This window comes from Geodermatophilus sp. SYSU D01036, assembly GCF_054050435.1.
Map to the genome: position 1 here is coordinate 54,124 of NZ_JBJGZJ010000023.1, position 14,330 is coordinate 68,453.

General features: G+C 77.6%; 16 protein-coding genes. 3 read left to right on the forward strand and 13 right to left on the reverse strand.

Going from position 1 to position 14,330, the window contains the following annotated elements; genetic code table 11:
- Window positions 1-47: 47 nt before the first annotated feature.
- From ACI8AR_RS19230 to ACI8AR_RS19245, 4 genes are all read right to left on the reverse strand, one after another.
- The gene (locus tag ACI8AR_RS19230; protein ID WP_457052414.1) at window positions 48-2,750 is read right to left on the reverse strand and encodes a putative bifunctional diguanylate cyclase/phosphodiesterase; all 2,703 of its coding nucleotides are present in this window, start codon (window positions 2,748-2,750) and stop codon (window positions 48-50) included.
- Between the two features lie 50 nt (window positions 2,751-2,800).
- On the reverse strand, window positions 2,801-3,730 hold the full coding sequence (locus ACI8AR_RS19235; protein WP_457052415.1) for a hypothetical protein: 930 nt from the start codon (window positions 3,728-3,730) through the stop codon (window positions 2,801-2,803).
- Window positions 3,730-3,981 carry a hypothetical protein gene (locus tag ACI8AR_RS19240; protein ID WP_457052416.1) on the reverse strand — a complete coding sequence of 84 codons (252 nt, stop codon included), beginning with the start codon at window positions 3,979-3,981 and terminating at the stop codon, window positions 3,730-3,732. The genes ACI8AR_RS19235 and ACI8AR_RS19240 overlap by 1 nt, the downstream gene beginning before the upstream one ends.
- A 619-nt stretch (window positions 3,982-4,600) precedes the next feature.
- Entirely contained in the window at window positions 4,601-5,212 is a 612-nt protein-coding gene (locus ACI8AR_RS19245; protein ID WP_456927531.1) for a hypothetical protein, read from the reverse strand.
- Window positions 5,213-5,547: 335 nt separating this feature from the next.
- Here ACI8AR_RS19245 and ACI8AR_RS19250 point away from each other — a divergent pair, with 335 nt between their 5' ends.
- Together ACI8AR_RS19250 and ACI8AR_RS19255 are read left to right on the forward strand one after the other, a co-directional pair.
- A complete protein-coding gene (locus ACI8AR_RS19250) occupies window positions 5,548-5,952 on the forward strand; it encodes a GNAT family N-acetyltransferase (RefSeq protein ID WP_457052417.1) in 405 nt (134 codons plus the stop codon).
- 8 nt (window positions 5,953-5,960) lie between these two features.
- The gene (locus ACI8AR_RS19255; protein WP_457052418.1) at window positions 5,961-6,461 is read left to right on the forward strand and encodes a VOC family protein; all 501 of its coding nucleotides are present in this window, start codon (window positions 5,961-5,963) and stop codon (window positions 6,459-6,461) included.
- Window positions 6,462-6,473: 12 nt separating this feature from the next.
- Here the strand turns inward: ACI8AR_RS19255 and ACI8AR_RS19260 are convergent, their stop codons facing one another.
- The 9 genes from ACI8AR_RS19260 to ACI8AR_RS19300 all read right to left on the reverse strand — a co-directional run bounded on the left by ACI8AR_RS19260 (window position 6,474) and on the right by ACI8AR_RS19300 (window position 13,765).
- Window positions 6,474-7,922, reverse strand: a complete 1,449-nt coding sequence (locus tag ACI8AR_RS19260) for a protein kinase domain-containing protein (RefSeq protein ID WP_457052419.1) — start codon at window positions 7,920-7,922, stop codon at window positions 6,474-6,476.
- Window positions 7,923-7,995: 73 nt separating this feature from the next.
- Window positions 7,996-9,132, reverse strand: a complete 1,137-nt coding sequence (locus ACI8AR_RS19265) for an FAD-dependent oxidoreductase (protein WP_457052420.1) — start codon at window positions 9,130-9,132, stop codon at window positions 7,996-7,998.
- Window positions 9,129-9,899: a hypothetical protein gene (locus ACI8AR_RS19270; RefSeq protein ID WP_457052421.1), complete on the reverse strand. Its 771-nt coding sequence runs from the start codon at window positions 9,897-9,899 to the stop codon at window positions 9,129-9,131. Before ACI8AR_RS19270 ends, ACI8AR_RS19265 begins: the two co-directional genes overlap by 4 nt.
- Window positions 9,896-10,828: an ABC transporter ATP-binding protein gene (locus ACI8AR_RS19275; RefSeq protein WP_457052422.1), complete on the reverse strand. Its 933-nt coding sequence runs from the start codon at window positions 10,826-10,828 to the stop codon at window positions 9,896-9,898. The genes ACI8AR_RS19270 and ACI8AR_RS19275 overlap by 4 nt, the downstream gene beginning before the upstream one ends.
- On the reverse strand, window positions 10,825-11,070 hold the full coding sequence (locus ACI8AR_RS19280) for a helix-turn-helix domain-containing protein (RefSeq protein ID WP_457052423.1): 246 nt from the start codon (window positions 11,068-11,070) through the stop codon (window positions 10,825-10,827). Before ACI8AR_RS19280 ends, ACI8AR_RS19275 begins: the two co-directional genes overlap by 4 nt.
- Window positions 11,070-11,564: a DUF2975 domain-containing protein gene (locus ACI8AR_RS19285; protein WP_457052424.1), complete on the reverse strand. Its 495-nt coding sequence runs from the start codon at window positions 11,562-11,564 to the stop codon at window positions 11,070-11,072. The genes ACI8AR_RS19280 and ACI8AR_RS19285 overlap by 1 nt, the downstream gene beginning before the upstream one ends.
- Before the next feature lie 173 nt (window positions 11,565-11,737).
- A complete protein-coding gene (locus ACI8AR_RS19290; protein WP_457052425.1) occupies window positions 11,738-12,169 on the reverse strand; it encodes a heavy metal-responsive transcriptional regulator in 432 nt (143 codons plus the stop codon).
- Between the two features lie 35 nt (window positions 12,170-12,204).
- The gene (locus tag ACI8AR_RS19295) at window positions 12,205-13,131 is read right to left on the reverse strand and encodes a 2-oxo acid dehydrogenase subunit E2 (protein ID WP_457052426.1); all 927 of its coding nucleotides are present in this window, start codon (window positions 13,129-13,131) and stop codon (window positions 12,205-12,207) included.
- 58 nt (window positions 13,132-13,189) lie between these two features.
- A complete protein-coding gene (locus tag ACI8AR_RS19300; RefSeq protein WP_457052427.1) occupies window positions 13,190-13,765 on the reverse strand; it encodes a flavodoxin family protein in 576 nt (191 codons plus the stop codon).
- A gap of 141 nt (window positions 13,766-13,906) precedes the next feature.
- Between ACI8AR_RS19300 and ACI8AR_RS19305 the strand changes: the two genes are divergently transcribed.
- On the forward strand, window positions 13,907-14,330 hold a 424-nt coding region (locus ACI8AR_RS19305), incomplete at its 3' end, for a DUF2332 family protein (RefSeq protein WP_457052428.1).

Below are 14,330 nucleotides of genomic sequence, written 5' to 3' on the forward strand. Positions count from 1 at the left end.
GAGGCTCCCCGGCGGCGACCCCGCGGTCAACGGGGCCGCGCGCCCGGTCAGGAGGCCGGCACCGCCCGCGGCGCGCCGTCGCCGCGCGGGGCGGGCACGCCGACCGGCGCCGACCGGAGCAGCGCCCCGGCGGCCTCCGGCGGCAGCGGGCGGTGGATGAGGTAGCCCTGCGCGAGGTCGCAGTCCTGCTCGCGCAGCCGCTCGAGCTGCCCCGGCTCCTCCACGCCCTCGGCCACGACGTCGAGGCCGAAGGTGTGCGCGGCCCGGATGACCAGCGCCACGAGCTCCCGCTGCCCCGGGTCGGGCGAGGTGACGAAACTCCGGTCGATCTTGAGCGTGTCGACCGGCATGTGCCGGAGCTGCCCGATCGAGGTGTAGCCGGTGCCGAAGTCGTCGATCGCGATGGCCACGCCCATCTCCCGCAGCTGCGCGAGGTGGGTCATGGCGACCGGGTCGTCGACCAGGACGGTCTCGGTGACCTCGAGGACCAGCAGGCGCGCCGGCAGCCCCGAGGCGGCCAGGGCGTCGGTGACGTCGGTGACCACGCGCGGGTCGGTGAGGTGCCGCCCGGAGACGTTGACCGCGACCGTCGGCTCCGGCGCGCCCGGCACCGGCGGCACCTCGGCCCGCCAGGCGGCCAGCTGCCGGGTGGCCTCGTGCAGCACCCACCGGTCCAGCTCGCAGACCAGGCCGGAGCTCTCCGCGACCGGCACGAACTCGTCCGGCGGGACGAACGCGCCGTCGCGCTGCCAGCGCACCAGCGCCTCGAAGCCGTGCAGCCGCTGCCCGTCGACGTCGACCACCGGCTGGTAGTGCAGCCGCATGTCGCCATCGGCCAGCGCGGCGGTGATCGCCGCCTCGGTCCCGGCGCGGACGGCGAGCTGCCGCCGCAGCGCCTCGTCGAAGACCTCCGCCCGGCCGCGGCCGCGCTGCTTGGCGCGGTAGGCGGCGGTGTCGGCCTCGGCGAACAGGACGTCGGCGTCGGCGCCGCCGTCCCGGCTGACCGCGATGCCCACGCTGGCGCCGACCCGCACCGCGACACCGCCCACCGCGATCGGCGCGCTCACGCCCGCGATCAGCCGCTCGGCGAGGTCCTGCAGGTCGCGCTCGGCCCCGACCGGCTCGACCAGGACGACGAACTCGTCCCCGCCCAGGCGGCAGACGACGTCGCCGGCGCGGACCAGCGCGCGCATCCGGGCGGCGACCTCGCGCAGCACCGTGTCGCCGGCGGCGTGGCCGTGGGCGTCGTTGACCGCCTTGAAGCCGTCGAGGTCGACGAACAGCAGGCCGGTCATCTCCCCGGAGCGGCGGGCGCGGTGCAGCGCCGAGGTGACCAGGGTCAGCGCCTGGGCCCGGTTGGGCAGCTCGGTGAGCGGGTCGTGGGTGGCACGGTGGGCGAGGGCGGACTGCAGTTCCTCCCGCTGGCGCACCGAGGAGACGATCTGCTGGATCGAGGCGTGCACGACCTCGCCGAGCGGGCCGGGCAGGGGCCGGTCGAGCAGCGCGTCGTCGAGGTCGCCGCGGGCCACGGCCCGGGCCTGGTCCTGGATGCGGCGCAGCCCGGCGACGGCGTCCCCGAGGGCGGCGGACACGGTCCGGACCTCGCGCGGGCCGGCGACCTCGACCTCCACGAGCTCGCCCTCGCTGATCCGGGTGGCCTGGCCGGCCAGCACGCCCAGCTCGCGCGACACGGTGCGGCCGGTCCACACCGCGCCCACCAGGGACAGCAGCAGCAGCCCGACCCCGACCTGCAGCGTGGTGCGCAGGTCGGCGGCGGCCTCCTCGCGGTCGGCCGCGGCCAGCTCCAGCACCGTGCCGACCGCGGTGTCGACCAGCCCGGCGAGCCGGGCGTCGCGGTCCCCGCTGCTGAACAGCAGCTCGGCCATGCCGGTGACGTCGGCCGCGTAGGCGGCGTGCGGGGTGTCGGACGGGGTGAGCAGCCGGTCGAGGCCGGTGACGAGGTCGGAGTCGCGGACCTCCTCCCACGCCCGCCGCAGCGAGCCCTGGGACAGCTCGTCCATCTGCCGCTTCGCGTCGGTGTAGGACAGCCAGCCGGTCTCCCACGCCAGGCGGGAGCCGATGAGCGCGGTGTCGGCCGCGAACAGCGAGCCGAGGTAGAGCGGCATCTGCCGGCTGGCGTCCTGCGCGAGCCGGGCGACGGTCTGGACGTCCTGGACCGCGCGCACGGTGGCCGCCGGCACCCCCTCGGAGACGGCGGCCGAGGCGGCGGCGCGCTCGGCGGTCATGATCTCGTTGGAGAGGTCGAGGTAGCCCAGGTAGACCTGCTCGAGGCGCACGCCGCCGCTGTCGGTGCGGGCCCGCCACCAGGCCAGGGCCTCGGCCGCCCGGCCGGCGACCCCCGACCCCAGGGAGCCCGCGGGCACCGCGGCCAGCGCCCGGTCGGTGACCGCGCGGCGCTCGGTGAGGGCCTGCTCGGCGGTGCCGCGCATCCCGGTCAGCAGCCACGGCTGCACGCCGAGCTGCGCGGCCGCCGCCGGGTCGTCGATCACCGTCAGCGCCAGCGCCGGCAGGACCTCCTGCTCGGCGGCCGTCCGCAGCGCGTCGAGCTGGGCGAACGCCCGGATCCCGTCCTCCGCGCGGGTCGCGCTGGCCACCTCGGCCGAGCGCGCGCCGGCGATGAGCGCGGTGAGCACGCCGACCCCGACGAGCGGGACGGTCACCAGCGCCGTGAGGTGGCACCACAGCGGGACCCCGCGGCGGCGGGGGCGGGTCGTCGTCGACTCGGCCATGCCCGGGAGGTCGGCGCGGTTCCGGACGGACTCGACCCGCTACCCGCCGGTCACCCCCCGAGCGGGTGGGTGCGGATCGCGGTGACCAGGGAGCAGCCGTCGGGGCCGAACGGGTCGACGACGAAGCCGAACTGCACGAGCACGTCGGCGAGCAGCGCGTTCATGGTCCGCTGCACGGCCGTGTCCAGCGCGGCGCCGCGGACCTGCTGCAGGCTCATCCGGTCGTGCTGGCGCCAGCTCACCAGGACCCCGCCGTGGGTGGTCTCCGGGGTCAGGCACACCCCGCCGGCCGCGGCGGTCCCCGGGTCGGTGGCCGAGCAGTCGTGCAGCGACAGGCCGGCCTCGACCAGCGCGGCGGCGACCTCCACGACCAGCGTGGTCAGCGCGTCCTCGTCGGTGAGCAGCTCGTCCCAGTCCTCGGGCAGCCGGTCGAGCTGGGTGCCGAGCTCGGTCAGCCACGCCCGGTCCTGCGGCGAGGGCCGCCGGGCGACGGTGCCGTCCTCTCGGAGCACGCCGTGCACGGTGCGGACCGCGCCGTCGAGCTCGCAGGCCACGGCCGCCCAGTCGGCCTCCACCCGGTCGTCGAAGGGCCCGGCGAGCGCGACGGGCCGCTCCCCGGTCCCGTCGGCCAGCCACCACGCCGTCGGCGCGCCGGCCGAGCCGCTGCGCCGCCCGGCGGGGTGGGTCGCCAGCCCCACGGCGGTGCGGGCCGGGGTGACCGTGGCGACGGCGCCGGCCGCGGCGGCCTCGCCGCCGCCGGTCGGCAGGGCCGGCACCGGGGTCTTCAGCAGGACGGGGACGGTGTCGTCGGCGCCCGCCGCGGCCACCGCGGGCGGGTCGGCGGGCGGCTGCCGCCGGCCCGCGTCGTTGCGCTCGAACTCGTAGCGGGCCGTTGAGCTGCGGCCGAGCGCGACGACCAGCCCGGCCATCGCGAGGAACCCGAGGACGGCGACGGCCGGCCAGACCAGGACGGCGGTCATCACCAGGCGCACCAGGACCGCTGCGGGCCGGCGCCCCAGTCGGCCGCCCGTCGCACCCAGCCGCGCACGACCGCCACCGGGTCCACCGGCACGTGGTCGGCGGGGTCGCCGGGGAGGGGCGGGTCGAGGGTGGTCGGGGTGTCGGACTCGAGGCCGAGCAGGTCGAGCAGGTCGGCGATGCCGAGCCCGTCCCCGGACGGGACCGGGGACGAGGAGGTCCGGCGGGGGGCCGGCAGGGTGGGCGCGCTCACGGTGTTCCTCCAGGACGTCGTCCCGGCCGGGGAAGTGCCGGGGACACCGAGAGCATCGGGCCCGCGCGCCCCGCGGAGCCCCTGCTGGACACGGCTCCCCGGGCGGCGTCACGTGATCGTTGTGCGAGCCCGTCCGCGGGGGTGGTGACCGTGTGCAACCGACGGCGTCTTGTCGACTCGCGGTGCGGCCCCCCGCGTGGACGGCGCCGGCGGCCGGTCGGTGACCCCGGACGGCGGCGTGTCGGCGCGGGTCAGCCCCGGGTGGTCGTCCTGTACGGCGCGCCGCTGCCGTCGCGGGTGGTCCACTCACCGGTCGGGCGGCCGCGGTCGAACCACCCGGAGCGCAGCGTCGTCCGTCGAGGCGGGACCACTCCCGGTAGCCGTCGGGCTGCCCGCCGACGACCTGCCCGCGGGCGCGCAGGGACCCGTCGCGGTGCCGCTCCTCGTGCGGTCCCTCGCTGAACTCGGCCCGGGGCACGTCCGCCTCCGTCCTCGGGGTCCCGGGTCGCCCGGAGCCTGCCACGGGGGTCCCACGGACGGCGGGACCCGGGAACGACACCGGGACGCCGTCGGTGTCGACGGCGTCCCGGGAGGGCGTGCTGGGTGGCGCGTGCGGCGCCTACTCGGGGTGGCGGACGACGTGCCCGCCGGCCTCCTCGCCGAGCGGCGTGACGTCGAGGCCGCGCAGCCACAGCACGTCGGCGAGCGCGCGGTTCATGACGGCCTGCACCGAGATGTCGGCGACCAGCCCGTGCACCTGCTCGACGCTCATCCGGTCGTGCTGCCGCCAGCCGACGACGACGCCGTCGAGGGCCGGCTCGGCGCTGACGCAGGCCCCGCCGAGCGCGGCGCCGTCACCGGCGGCGTCCCACAGCGGCAGGCCGGCCTCGGTGAGCGCGGCGGTGACCTCGACGACCAGGGTGGCCAGCGGGTCCTCGTCGGACAGCTCGGCGTCCCAGTCCGCGGGCAGCCGGTCGAGCTGGTCGCCGAGGTGGCCCAGCCAGGCCAGCTCCTGCGGGGAGGGCCGGCGGTGCAGGCCGCCGTCGGGTCGCAGGACGCCGTAGACCGGCCGGGCGTCGCCGGCGTGCATGGAGGCGGCCCAGGCCGCCTCCGACCGGTCGGGGAAGGGACCGTCGACGAGGCGGTCGCGTCCCTGCCCGTCGTCGACGACGAGCCACCAGCCCAGGCGTGCCTGGCCGTCGACCCTGATCTCACTGCTGCGGAGTGCCACTGGTTCCACCGTTCATCCCGTCCATGGGACCGCCGCGGGGGAAGCGCGACGGCGCCCGCGCCCGCCGGGTGAGGGCGGAGCGGATGGCAGAAACGTAGGGGCGCGGGGCCCGCCGCGGCGCCCCGCGGAACGCGCACGTGACACGGCGTGAGCGGATCGTTGCGAAGGCCTCCGACACGGACGGTGACCGGCTCCTCCAACCGCCCACATGTCGACCGTTCCGCGCTCACGCGGGCGTGGGGATGTGCCGAAACCGCACGACGACGCCGTTTCGGCTCAACCCCGCGGCGCGTCCCGGCGGCGGCGCAGGCGCAGGGGGACCGCGCCCGGCCCGGATGCGCGATCATCCCCGGGACGAACGGAGGAGACCCGTGACCGACAGGCCCGTGACCGACAGTGCACCGGTGGTCGTCGACGACACGGCGGCCAGCCGCTTCGAGGTCCTCGTGGACGGTGCGGTGGCCGGCTACGCGGAGTACCGGCGGACGGCGTCGGCGCTGTCGTTCACCCACACCGTCGTCGACCCCGCCTTCGAGGGCCGAGGGCTGGGCTCCGTGCTCGCCCGCGGCGCCCTCGACGCCGCCCGGGAGGCGGGTGCGCGGGTCCTGCCGTTCTGCCCGTTCATCCGGGGATACATCCGGCGGCACCCGGACGACCTGGACCTCGTCCCCGCCGACCGCAGGGCACAGTTCGGGCTGGCGCCGGCCGCCGACCACCCGATCCCCGACGACCCGAGGTGAGACCCGAGATGACCGAGACCCGCGACCTGACGGCCCTGGAGGCCGAGCGCGCCCGCCTCCGCGCCGAGCACCTGAGGCCGGCCGGGGAGCGCCCACCCTCGACCGCCCGCGGCCTGCACCACACCGCGCTGATCAGCAGCGACGTCGAGCGGACCGTGCGCTTCTACCAGGACGTCCTCGGCTTCCCGCTGACCGAGCTGGTCGAGAACCGGGACTACCCCGGCTCCTCGCACTTCTTCTTCGACATCGGCAACGGCAACCTGCTCGCGTTCTTCGACTTCCCCGGCCTCGACGTCGGCCCCTACGCCGAGGTGCTCGGCGGGCTGCACCACATGGCCATCAGCGTCGAGCCCGAGCGCTGGCACGAGCTGGTGCGGCGGCTCACCGACGCCGGGGTGCCGCACGAGGTGCACAGCGGCGTCTCGGTCTACTTCCGCGACCCCGACGGCGCCCGCATCGAGCTGATCGCCGACCCGCTCGGGGAGATGTACGGCCTGTCCGTGCTCTGAGGCCCGGGGCGGTCAGTCGTCGCCGCCGCCGTTGCCGTTCCCGCGGCCGTTGCCGTTGCCGTTGCCGCGGCCGTCGTCGTCCCCGCCCTCGTCCTCGCCGCCGCCCTCGTCCTGCACCGGGGGCGGGGTGGCGTAGGTGACGGTGACCGCCGACCCCACCACGACCGGGCCGGCCGGGTCGACGGCGACCACCTGCCCCTCCGGGACGTCGCCGGTGACGACCGTGCCCGGCTGCACCTGGAGCCCGAGCGCGGCCAGCTCCGCCTGGACGTCGGGGAAGGGGCGCCCGACGAGGGCGGCGGCGACGACGTCGACCGTCGGCGGCGGCGCGGGCTCGGTCGTCGTCGGGGCGGACGGCGGCGGGGCCGAGGACGAGGTCACCGGCTGCGACGCGGACGGGGAGGACGACGGCGCCGCGGAGGACGACGGGTCCCCGCGGGTGCCGAGGACGACCGCCACCCCGGCGAGGGCGAGGACGAGCAGCGCGAGGGCGCCGGCGAGCAGCCGGCGGCGCCGCGGCGCCTCCCCGGGGACGTCGACGGGCGCCGAGGCGTCGGCCGGGAGGACGGTCGTCTGCTGCGCGGCCGCGACGGGGAGGACGAGGGTGGCCGACGACGCGCTCGGTGCCGGCCGGCCGGTCAGCACCGCGTCGGCGGCGTCGCGCAGGGCGGCGCCGTCGGGGAAGCGGGCGGCCGGGTCCTTGGCCATCGCCCGCGCGACCAGGGCGCGGACGTCCGGCGGCACGTCGGCCGGCAGCGGCGGCGGCGGCTGCTGGACGTGCATGAGGAGCACCTGCACCGGGCTCTCGGCGTCGAAGGGCACCCGCCCCGTGAGGCACTGGTGGGCGACGACGCCGAGGCCGTAGACGTCGCTGGCGGGCGAGGCCTTCGCGCCCTGCACCTGCTCCGGGGAGATGTACTGGGCGGTGCCCATCACCTGCCCGGTCTGGGTCATGGGCACCGACGACGCCGAGAAGGCGATCCCGAAGTCGGTGATCTTCACCCCGCCGTCCGGCCTGACGAGCAGGTTGCCCGGCTTGACGTCCCGGTGGATCACGCCGGCGGCGTGCGCCGTCGCCAGCCCGGCGGCGGCCTGCCGCACGATCCGCAGCGTCTCCGTCGCGTCCAGCCCGCCGGTGCGCGCGATGACCGCCGACAGCGGCTCCCCGGCCACCAGCTCCATGACCAGGTAGGCCAGCGGCTCGCCGTCCGGGCTGACCGTCTCGCCGTAGTCGTGCACCGCGGCGATGTGCGGGTCGGTCAGCAGCGCGGCGTGCCGCGCCTCCGCGCGGAAGCGCTGCAGGAAGGACGGATCGCCGGTGTACTCGCTGCGCAGGACCTTCACCGCGACCGGCCGGTCGAGCAGCGTGTCGTGCCCCCGCCAGACCCGTCCCATCCCGCCGCTGGCGAGCACGGAGTCCAGCCGGTAGCGGCCGCCCAGCAGGTCGCCCGTCGGGCGCATCGGTCCTCTCCCCCTCGTCGTCCGGTGGCCGGTCCCCCCGGCCGCCGGACGCCCGCTGCGGGGACGACCGGCCTCAGGAGACGGTACGTCGCGCGGGGTCGGGGAACGAGCGGTCCACGAAGAGCACGCGGCGTGCCGCGGCGCGCCCGGGTGCCGTGCGCAGCACCCCGAAGGCGGCCGCCGCCGTCGCCGGGGTGCGCACCGCGGCCAGCCCCCGGCGCAGCAGCAGCCGGCCGCGGAACGCGGCGCGCAGCGCGGCGCCGTCGTAGTGCCGCAGCGCATCGGCCCGGCCGGTCCGCAGCGCGTCGTCGAGGACGTCGGCGGCGTGCCGGGACAGCCGCAGGCACGGGTCGAGACCGCCGGCGGTGAGCGGGGAGACCGCGCCCGCGGCGTCCCCCACGAGCAGCCCGTCCGCGCAGCCGATCCGGCGCAGCAGGCCGCCGACGGGGATCGGGCCGCCGCGCCGCTCCACCTCGCCCGGCCGGCCCACGGGCAGGCCCGGCGCCGCCGTGGCGAACCGCCGCAGCGCCGCGCGCACGCCGTCCGGGAAGCGGGCGGCGTACCCGGCGACGCCGACGTGGGCGTGCCGGCCGTCGTCGACCACCCAGGCCAGGTAGCCGGGGGCCAGCGAGGGGTCGAGCACGCAGTGGAACGTCGGCGGTCCCCCGCCGTCCGTGACCGGGAACACCTCCTCGGCGCCGACCAGCAGGTGCGTGTTGCGGTCCAGGCCGAGGTCGCGGGCGACGGCGGACCGGGCGCCGTCCGCGCCGACGACGAACCGCGCCCGCACGCGCGCGACCCCGTGCGGGCGGGCCAGCAGGGACACGCCGTCCGCGCGCCCGGCGTAGCGGGTGGCGAGGGCGAGCCGGACGCCGGCATCGGCCGCCTCGCGGGCGGCGGCCAGGTAGAGCGCGCCCACGTCGCCCACGCGGTACTCGTCGCGGTCGCTGTCCAGGACCACCGGCCGGCGCCGGTCGGGCGGGTACAGGACCACGCGCCGGATCGGCGGGCCGAGGCAGTCCGGCGGCAGCGCGAAGTCGTCGAGCGTCTTGCGGACGAAGATGCCCGTGGTGCGGATCGCGCCGTCCAGGCGCCGCCGCCGGTCGGCCAGCAGCACGTCGTGGCCGCGGTGGGCGAGCAGCGTCGCGGTGTGCAGGCCGGCCAGCCCGGCGCCGACGACGAGCACGTCGGCGGTGTCGGGGCCGCTCACCGGTCGGCGTCGGTGCGGACGAGGCGCAGGAGGCCGAGCAGCAGCGCGCCGGCGGCCCAGGCGAGCAGCACGGCGACCGACGTCGCCCGCGTCATCCCCGGCACGTCCCCGCCGAGCAGGAGGAACGCCGCCCCGGACCCGGGCAGCACCTCGGCGACCGCCGCCGACCAGCCCGCACCGACCGCCGGGAGCAGCAGCGGCAGCACGAGGAGCAGGAGGAAGGCGGCGACGAGGGCACCGGCCGTGCTGCGCAGCAGGAAGCCGAGCCCGGCGGCGAGGGCGGTGCCGGCCGCGAGCACGAGGGCGACGTCGGCGAGCACGCCCGGCCCGTCGTCCCAGGACAGGGTGATCTCCGGGTGCGGCGCGGCGAAGGCGGCCATCGCGCTGAGCAGCGCGATCGCCACCCCGAGGACGGTGGCGACGGCGACCGGCACCAGCGTGCGCGCCGCCATGAGGACCCCGCGGCGCGGCGTCCACTGCAGCGTCGGGACGATCCCACCGGTGGCGTGGTCGGACGTGACCGCCAGCAGGACCAGCGTGAGCAGCGCGAACTGCGCGGGCAGCACCGGCACGGCCGCCGCCGCCCAGGCGCCGCTCCCCGACGGCGGGTCCGCGGCCGCCTCCGAGCCGGCGACGGCGGCGATGCCGGCCATCGTCCCGGCGGCGGCCGCCAGGCACCACCAGGTGGCGCGGACGGTCCACAGCCGGGTCCACTCGGCGGCGGCGGTGCGGACGAGCAGGCGCCCGGTCGTCACCTGCCCGGTCACCGTGCCCCCTCCGGCGCCGCCGCGACCGGCCGGCCGGCGTGCTCGACGGCCTCGCCGGTCAGCGCGAGGTAGGCCTCCTCCAGCGAGGCGGCCGCCTCGGACAGGTGGTGCAGCGGGACGCCGGAGGCCGCGGCGAGGTCGCCCACCTGCGCGGCGGTGCCGCCCTCGACCTGCAGCTCCGCTCCCCCGGCCGGCTCGACGGAGAGGCCGTGCCGCCGGAGCAGCGCCGCCAGCACCTCCGGCTGCGGGCTGCGGACGCGGACCCGGGGCCGGCCCGGCCCCCGCAGGAGCTCGTCGGTGGTGACGTCGGCGACGAGGCGGCCGCGGCCGATGACGACCAGCCGGTCGGCGATCGCCTGCACCTCGCCGAGCAGGTGGCTGGAGACCAGCACGGTGCGGCCCTCGTCGGCGAGCCCGCGCAGCAGGCCGCGGATCCAGCGCACGCCGTCGAGGTCCAGCCCGTTGACCGGCTCGTCGAACAGCAGCACGCGGGGGTCGCCGAGCAGCGCGGCCGCGATGCCCAGCCGCTGGCGCATGCCGAGGGAGTACGCGCGGACGCGGCGGCGCGCGGCGCGCTCCAGCCCGACCTGCCCGAGCACCTCGTCGACACGGCGCGCCGGGATGCCGTTGGTCCGGGCGGCCACGCGGAGGTGGTCGCGCCCGGTGCGCCCGGGGTGGACGGCGCCGGGGTCGAGCAGCGCGCCGACCTCGCGCAGCGGCTCGGCCAGCTCCGCGAACCGCCGGCCGCCGACCAGCGCCGTCCCCGCGGTGGGGCGGTCCAGGCCGAGGACCATCCGCATCGTCGTCGACTTGCCCGCCCCGTTGGGGCCGAGGAAGCCGGTCACCGTCCCGGGCGCGACGTCGAAGCTCAGGTCGTCGACCGCGAGGACGTCGCCGTAGCGCTTGGTCAGGCCGCGGACCTCGATCACCGGGACGCCTCGGGCGCCGGCTGCGACGCCTCCTGCCCGTCGGGCACCCACTCGAGGATGTCGCCGGGCTGGCAGTCGAGCACCCGGCACATCGCCTCGAGGGTGCTGAAGCGGACCGCCTTGGCCCGGCCGTTCTTGAGCACCGCGACGTTCGCCGGGGTGAGCCCGACCCGCTCGGCGAACTCGCCCACGCTCATCTTCCGCCGGGCCAGCTCGACGTCCAGACGCACGACGATGGGCATCAGATGACCGCTTCCATGTCGCTGCGCAGCACGGTGGCCTGCCGCAGCAGCGCCCGCATCACCACCATGAGCAGCCCGACCACGGCGCCGACCAGCAGCAGCACGATCAGCAGCGCGGGGAGCACGGGGTCGTCGCTGACCTCGTCGACGACGAAGTAGTAGGCGCAGACGAAGGCGCCGAGCAGCATCAGCCACCCGGCGGCCATCGCGCCGACGATCGCGTCCACCCACGGCTGCGAGCTCGCGCTGAAGATGCGGTCGGCCGTGACCAGCGTCAGCAGCTGCCAGGTGCAGACGATGACGACCTGGACGCACACGAGCGCGAGCACCAGGACCGTCCACATGACCCAGCCCATCGCCGTCTGCTCCCGCGACGGGTCGGCGACGTCGGACACCAGCTCCGGCACGGCCCAGACCTGGGCGGCGGCGAGCGCGGCGAACACGACGACCAGCAGGACCCGCAGGGGCACGACCACCCGGTGCACACGTGACATACATCGACTCTCGCGCATCATCCATCGAATGTCGATAGACAGTTGTCGACGAGCGAGAGATCGCCTCGCTGGGGAGAGCGCACCGGTCCCGGGCCCGGTGGCCCTCGCGTCAGGCGCGCGGCGTCAGCAGCAGTCGCACGTCTCGTCGCAGCAGTCGTCCTCGATCGGGTCGCTCACGGTTCGTCACCTCCCCTCGCGGGCGGGCACCAGGTGCCGGGGCTGGGAGGCGGGCACTGCGCCGAGGGCAGGGCGTCGGCCATGGCCCGCATCTCCGCGCGGAGGGTCACGAGGCGGGCGATCTCGGCGTCGACCTCGTCCAGGCGCCGGCGCAGCAGCTGCTCGGCCGGCTCGCAGGGACACGTCCCGGTGTCGCGCACGGCCAGCAGGTCGCGGATGTCGGACAGCCGCAGGCCCAGTCGCTGGGCGCCGCGGATGAAGTGCAGCCGGTCGACGGCGCCGGCGTCGTAGCTGCGGTAGCCCGCCGCGGTCCGCTCCGGCTCGGGCAGCAGGCCGACGCGCTCGTAGTAGCGGACGGTGTCCGTCGGGACCCCCGCCGCGGACGCCAGCTCGGCGACGCGGAGCCCGCGGACGGCTGTCGCTGTCATGCCCGCGACGCTAGGCCTGTGACCCGGGTCCAGGGTCAAGCCCGACGCGCGGCGGGACCGTCCTCGGCCGGCGTCGGCGCGGCGACCTCGTCGGCGGGCAGCGGGGGGTGCGCGGGCGCCTGTCGGTCCGTGTCCGCAGCGGGAGGCGGACCCGCGGGCGCGCCGGGCAGGCCCGCGCCGCTCTCGACGTGGTCCACCAGTCGCTCGACGAAGCGTGCGGCGGGGGCGCCGTCCACCACGTCGTGGTCGAAGGCGACGGTGAGGCTCAGGACCTCCCGCGCCTCGATCCGGTCCCCCACGACCACCGGCTTGCGGGCGATGCCGCCCACGAGCAGGTCGAGGGTGTGGCCGTTCGGTGCCAGCGCCCAGCCGCTGTGCCGGCCGAACATGCCGACGGCCGAGAGGCCCACGGTCCCGCCCGTGCCGGCCAGCCGTTCCGGGTCGCGTCGCGCGGCGGACCGCAGCAGAGCGCCCACCGGCCTGGCGAGCGGGCCCGGGAGCAGCATCAGCCGGTGGAGCAGCGGGGGCATCCCCTTGGTGCCGGAGGCCGGCCGGGCCTGCACGTCCCGGATCTCGCGGCTGATCTCCAGGAAGGGCCGGCGGTCGGTCCGCCGGACGACGTGCCCGGTGGGGACGCGGACGTCGCCCACGGGGCGCTCGACCATGACCAGGACGTCGACGTCGTCGAGGACCACCAAGCGGCGGCGGCCCTTGCGCAGGGCGTGGACCGTCCTGTCCTGCCCCACGGCGCGCCCCACGCAGTAGGCCAGGTACCCGGTGAAGGACACCTGCTCGCCCGACCGGAGCTCGTACTCCCGCAGCAGGGCGCGCGGCGTGGTGACGTCGACCTCGACCAGGCCGTAGACCCAGTGCCGCCACCAGATGAGGTCGATGAGGTTCGGCGTCTCGCGTCTGCTCGCCGGCAGGTCGAGGACCGTGGCGCCCCCGCGGCCCCGCTTCACGGGGCCCCCGTCCCCACGCCCGCGACGGTCCGCCCCGGCCGGGTGGCTGCGCCGGCCACTAGCGGGACGGGGCGGTGGCCTGCGCCGCCCGGCGGGTGAGGTCCGCGGCCCAGGCCCGGGCCCGCTCCCGCTCCCCGGGGCGCAACCGGCCGGCGTCCCCCTCGACGATCCACCCCTCGGGCTCGGCGACCAGCGCGTAGCCGTGCCGCTCGAGCCGGCGGGCGATGCCGTGCGCCGCGCCGCCGACGACGCGCCCCTGGGGCCCCCGGGTGTCGAAGGCCGCGGCCACCTGGCCCCCGCGCGCCCTGGGCAACCGGTGGAACCAGTCGCGCAGGCCGGGGCCCTCGATCTCGGGCTCCAGGCCGTGCCCCTGGTGCTCAGCCTCGCCGCGGTCGGCCTTCTCCTCGATGGAGACCGCCATGCGGCGGGTCATCGACGAGGACATGCCCCGCATGTGCGTCGGACCGCCGACGACGAGCAGGTCCGGCGTGCCGATCCGCTCGGGTGTGGCCTCGCCGACGCGCAGGCACGCCACACGCGCGTCCGGCCGCACCTCGGCCACGCCCTCGGCGACGGCGTCGGCGATGTCGTGCGTCATCCCGAACACGCTCTCGTAGACCACCACCACGTCCATGGCCCCCACCTCCGGCCGTCGTCCCGGCTGCCGTCGCCGCCACCGTCGTCCCGGGCCCGCGGCCGGACCAGGGACCAAGGCCCGCGGTCGCAGGGGCTCGGGTCGCCGGTACAGGGCCGTCGTCCGGCTAGGGTCGCCCGGGTGCCGGAGCCGACGTCGGGAGGCGCCGCGCCCGGGAGCAGGTCCCGCGGCCCGGCAGCGGCGTCCCGGCGGTTCGGGGAGGCCGTCGCCGGGGACTCGCCGCTGTACGAGCGGGTCGCCGTCGCGCTGGGCGCGTCCGACGCGGCGCTCCGTGCCATCGGGGCCCTGCCGGCGCGCCGGCGGACCCCCGCCGGCGTCCTGGCCGCGCTGCACGACCTCGCCCTGGCCGGGCGCGCCCCGGCGCTCGCCGCGGCCTTCGCCGCCGGGGACGCCGACGCGGCCGCCGCCGCGGCGGTCGACACCCTGCTGCAGATGACCGACGCGGTCGCCGCCGCCGGGGGGGGGGGGGGGGGGGGGGGGGGGGCGGGGGGGGGGGGGGGGGGGGGGGGGGGGGGGGGGGGGGGGGGGGGGGGGGGGGGGGGGG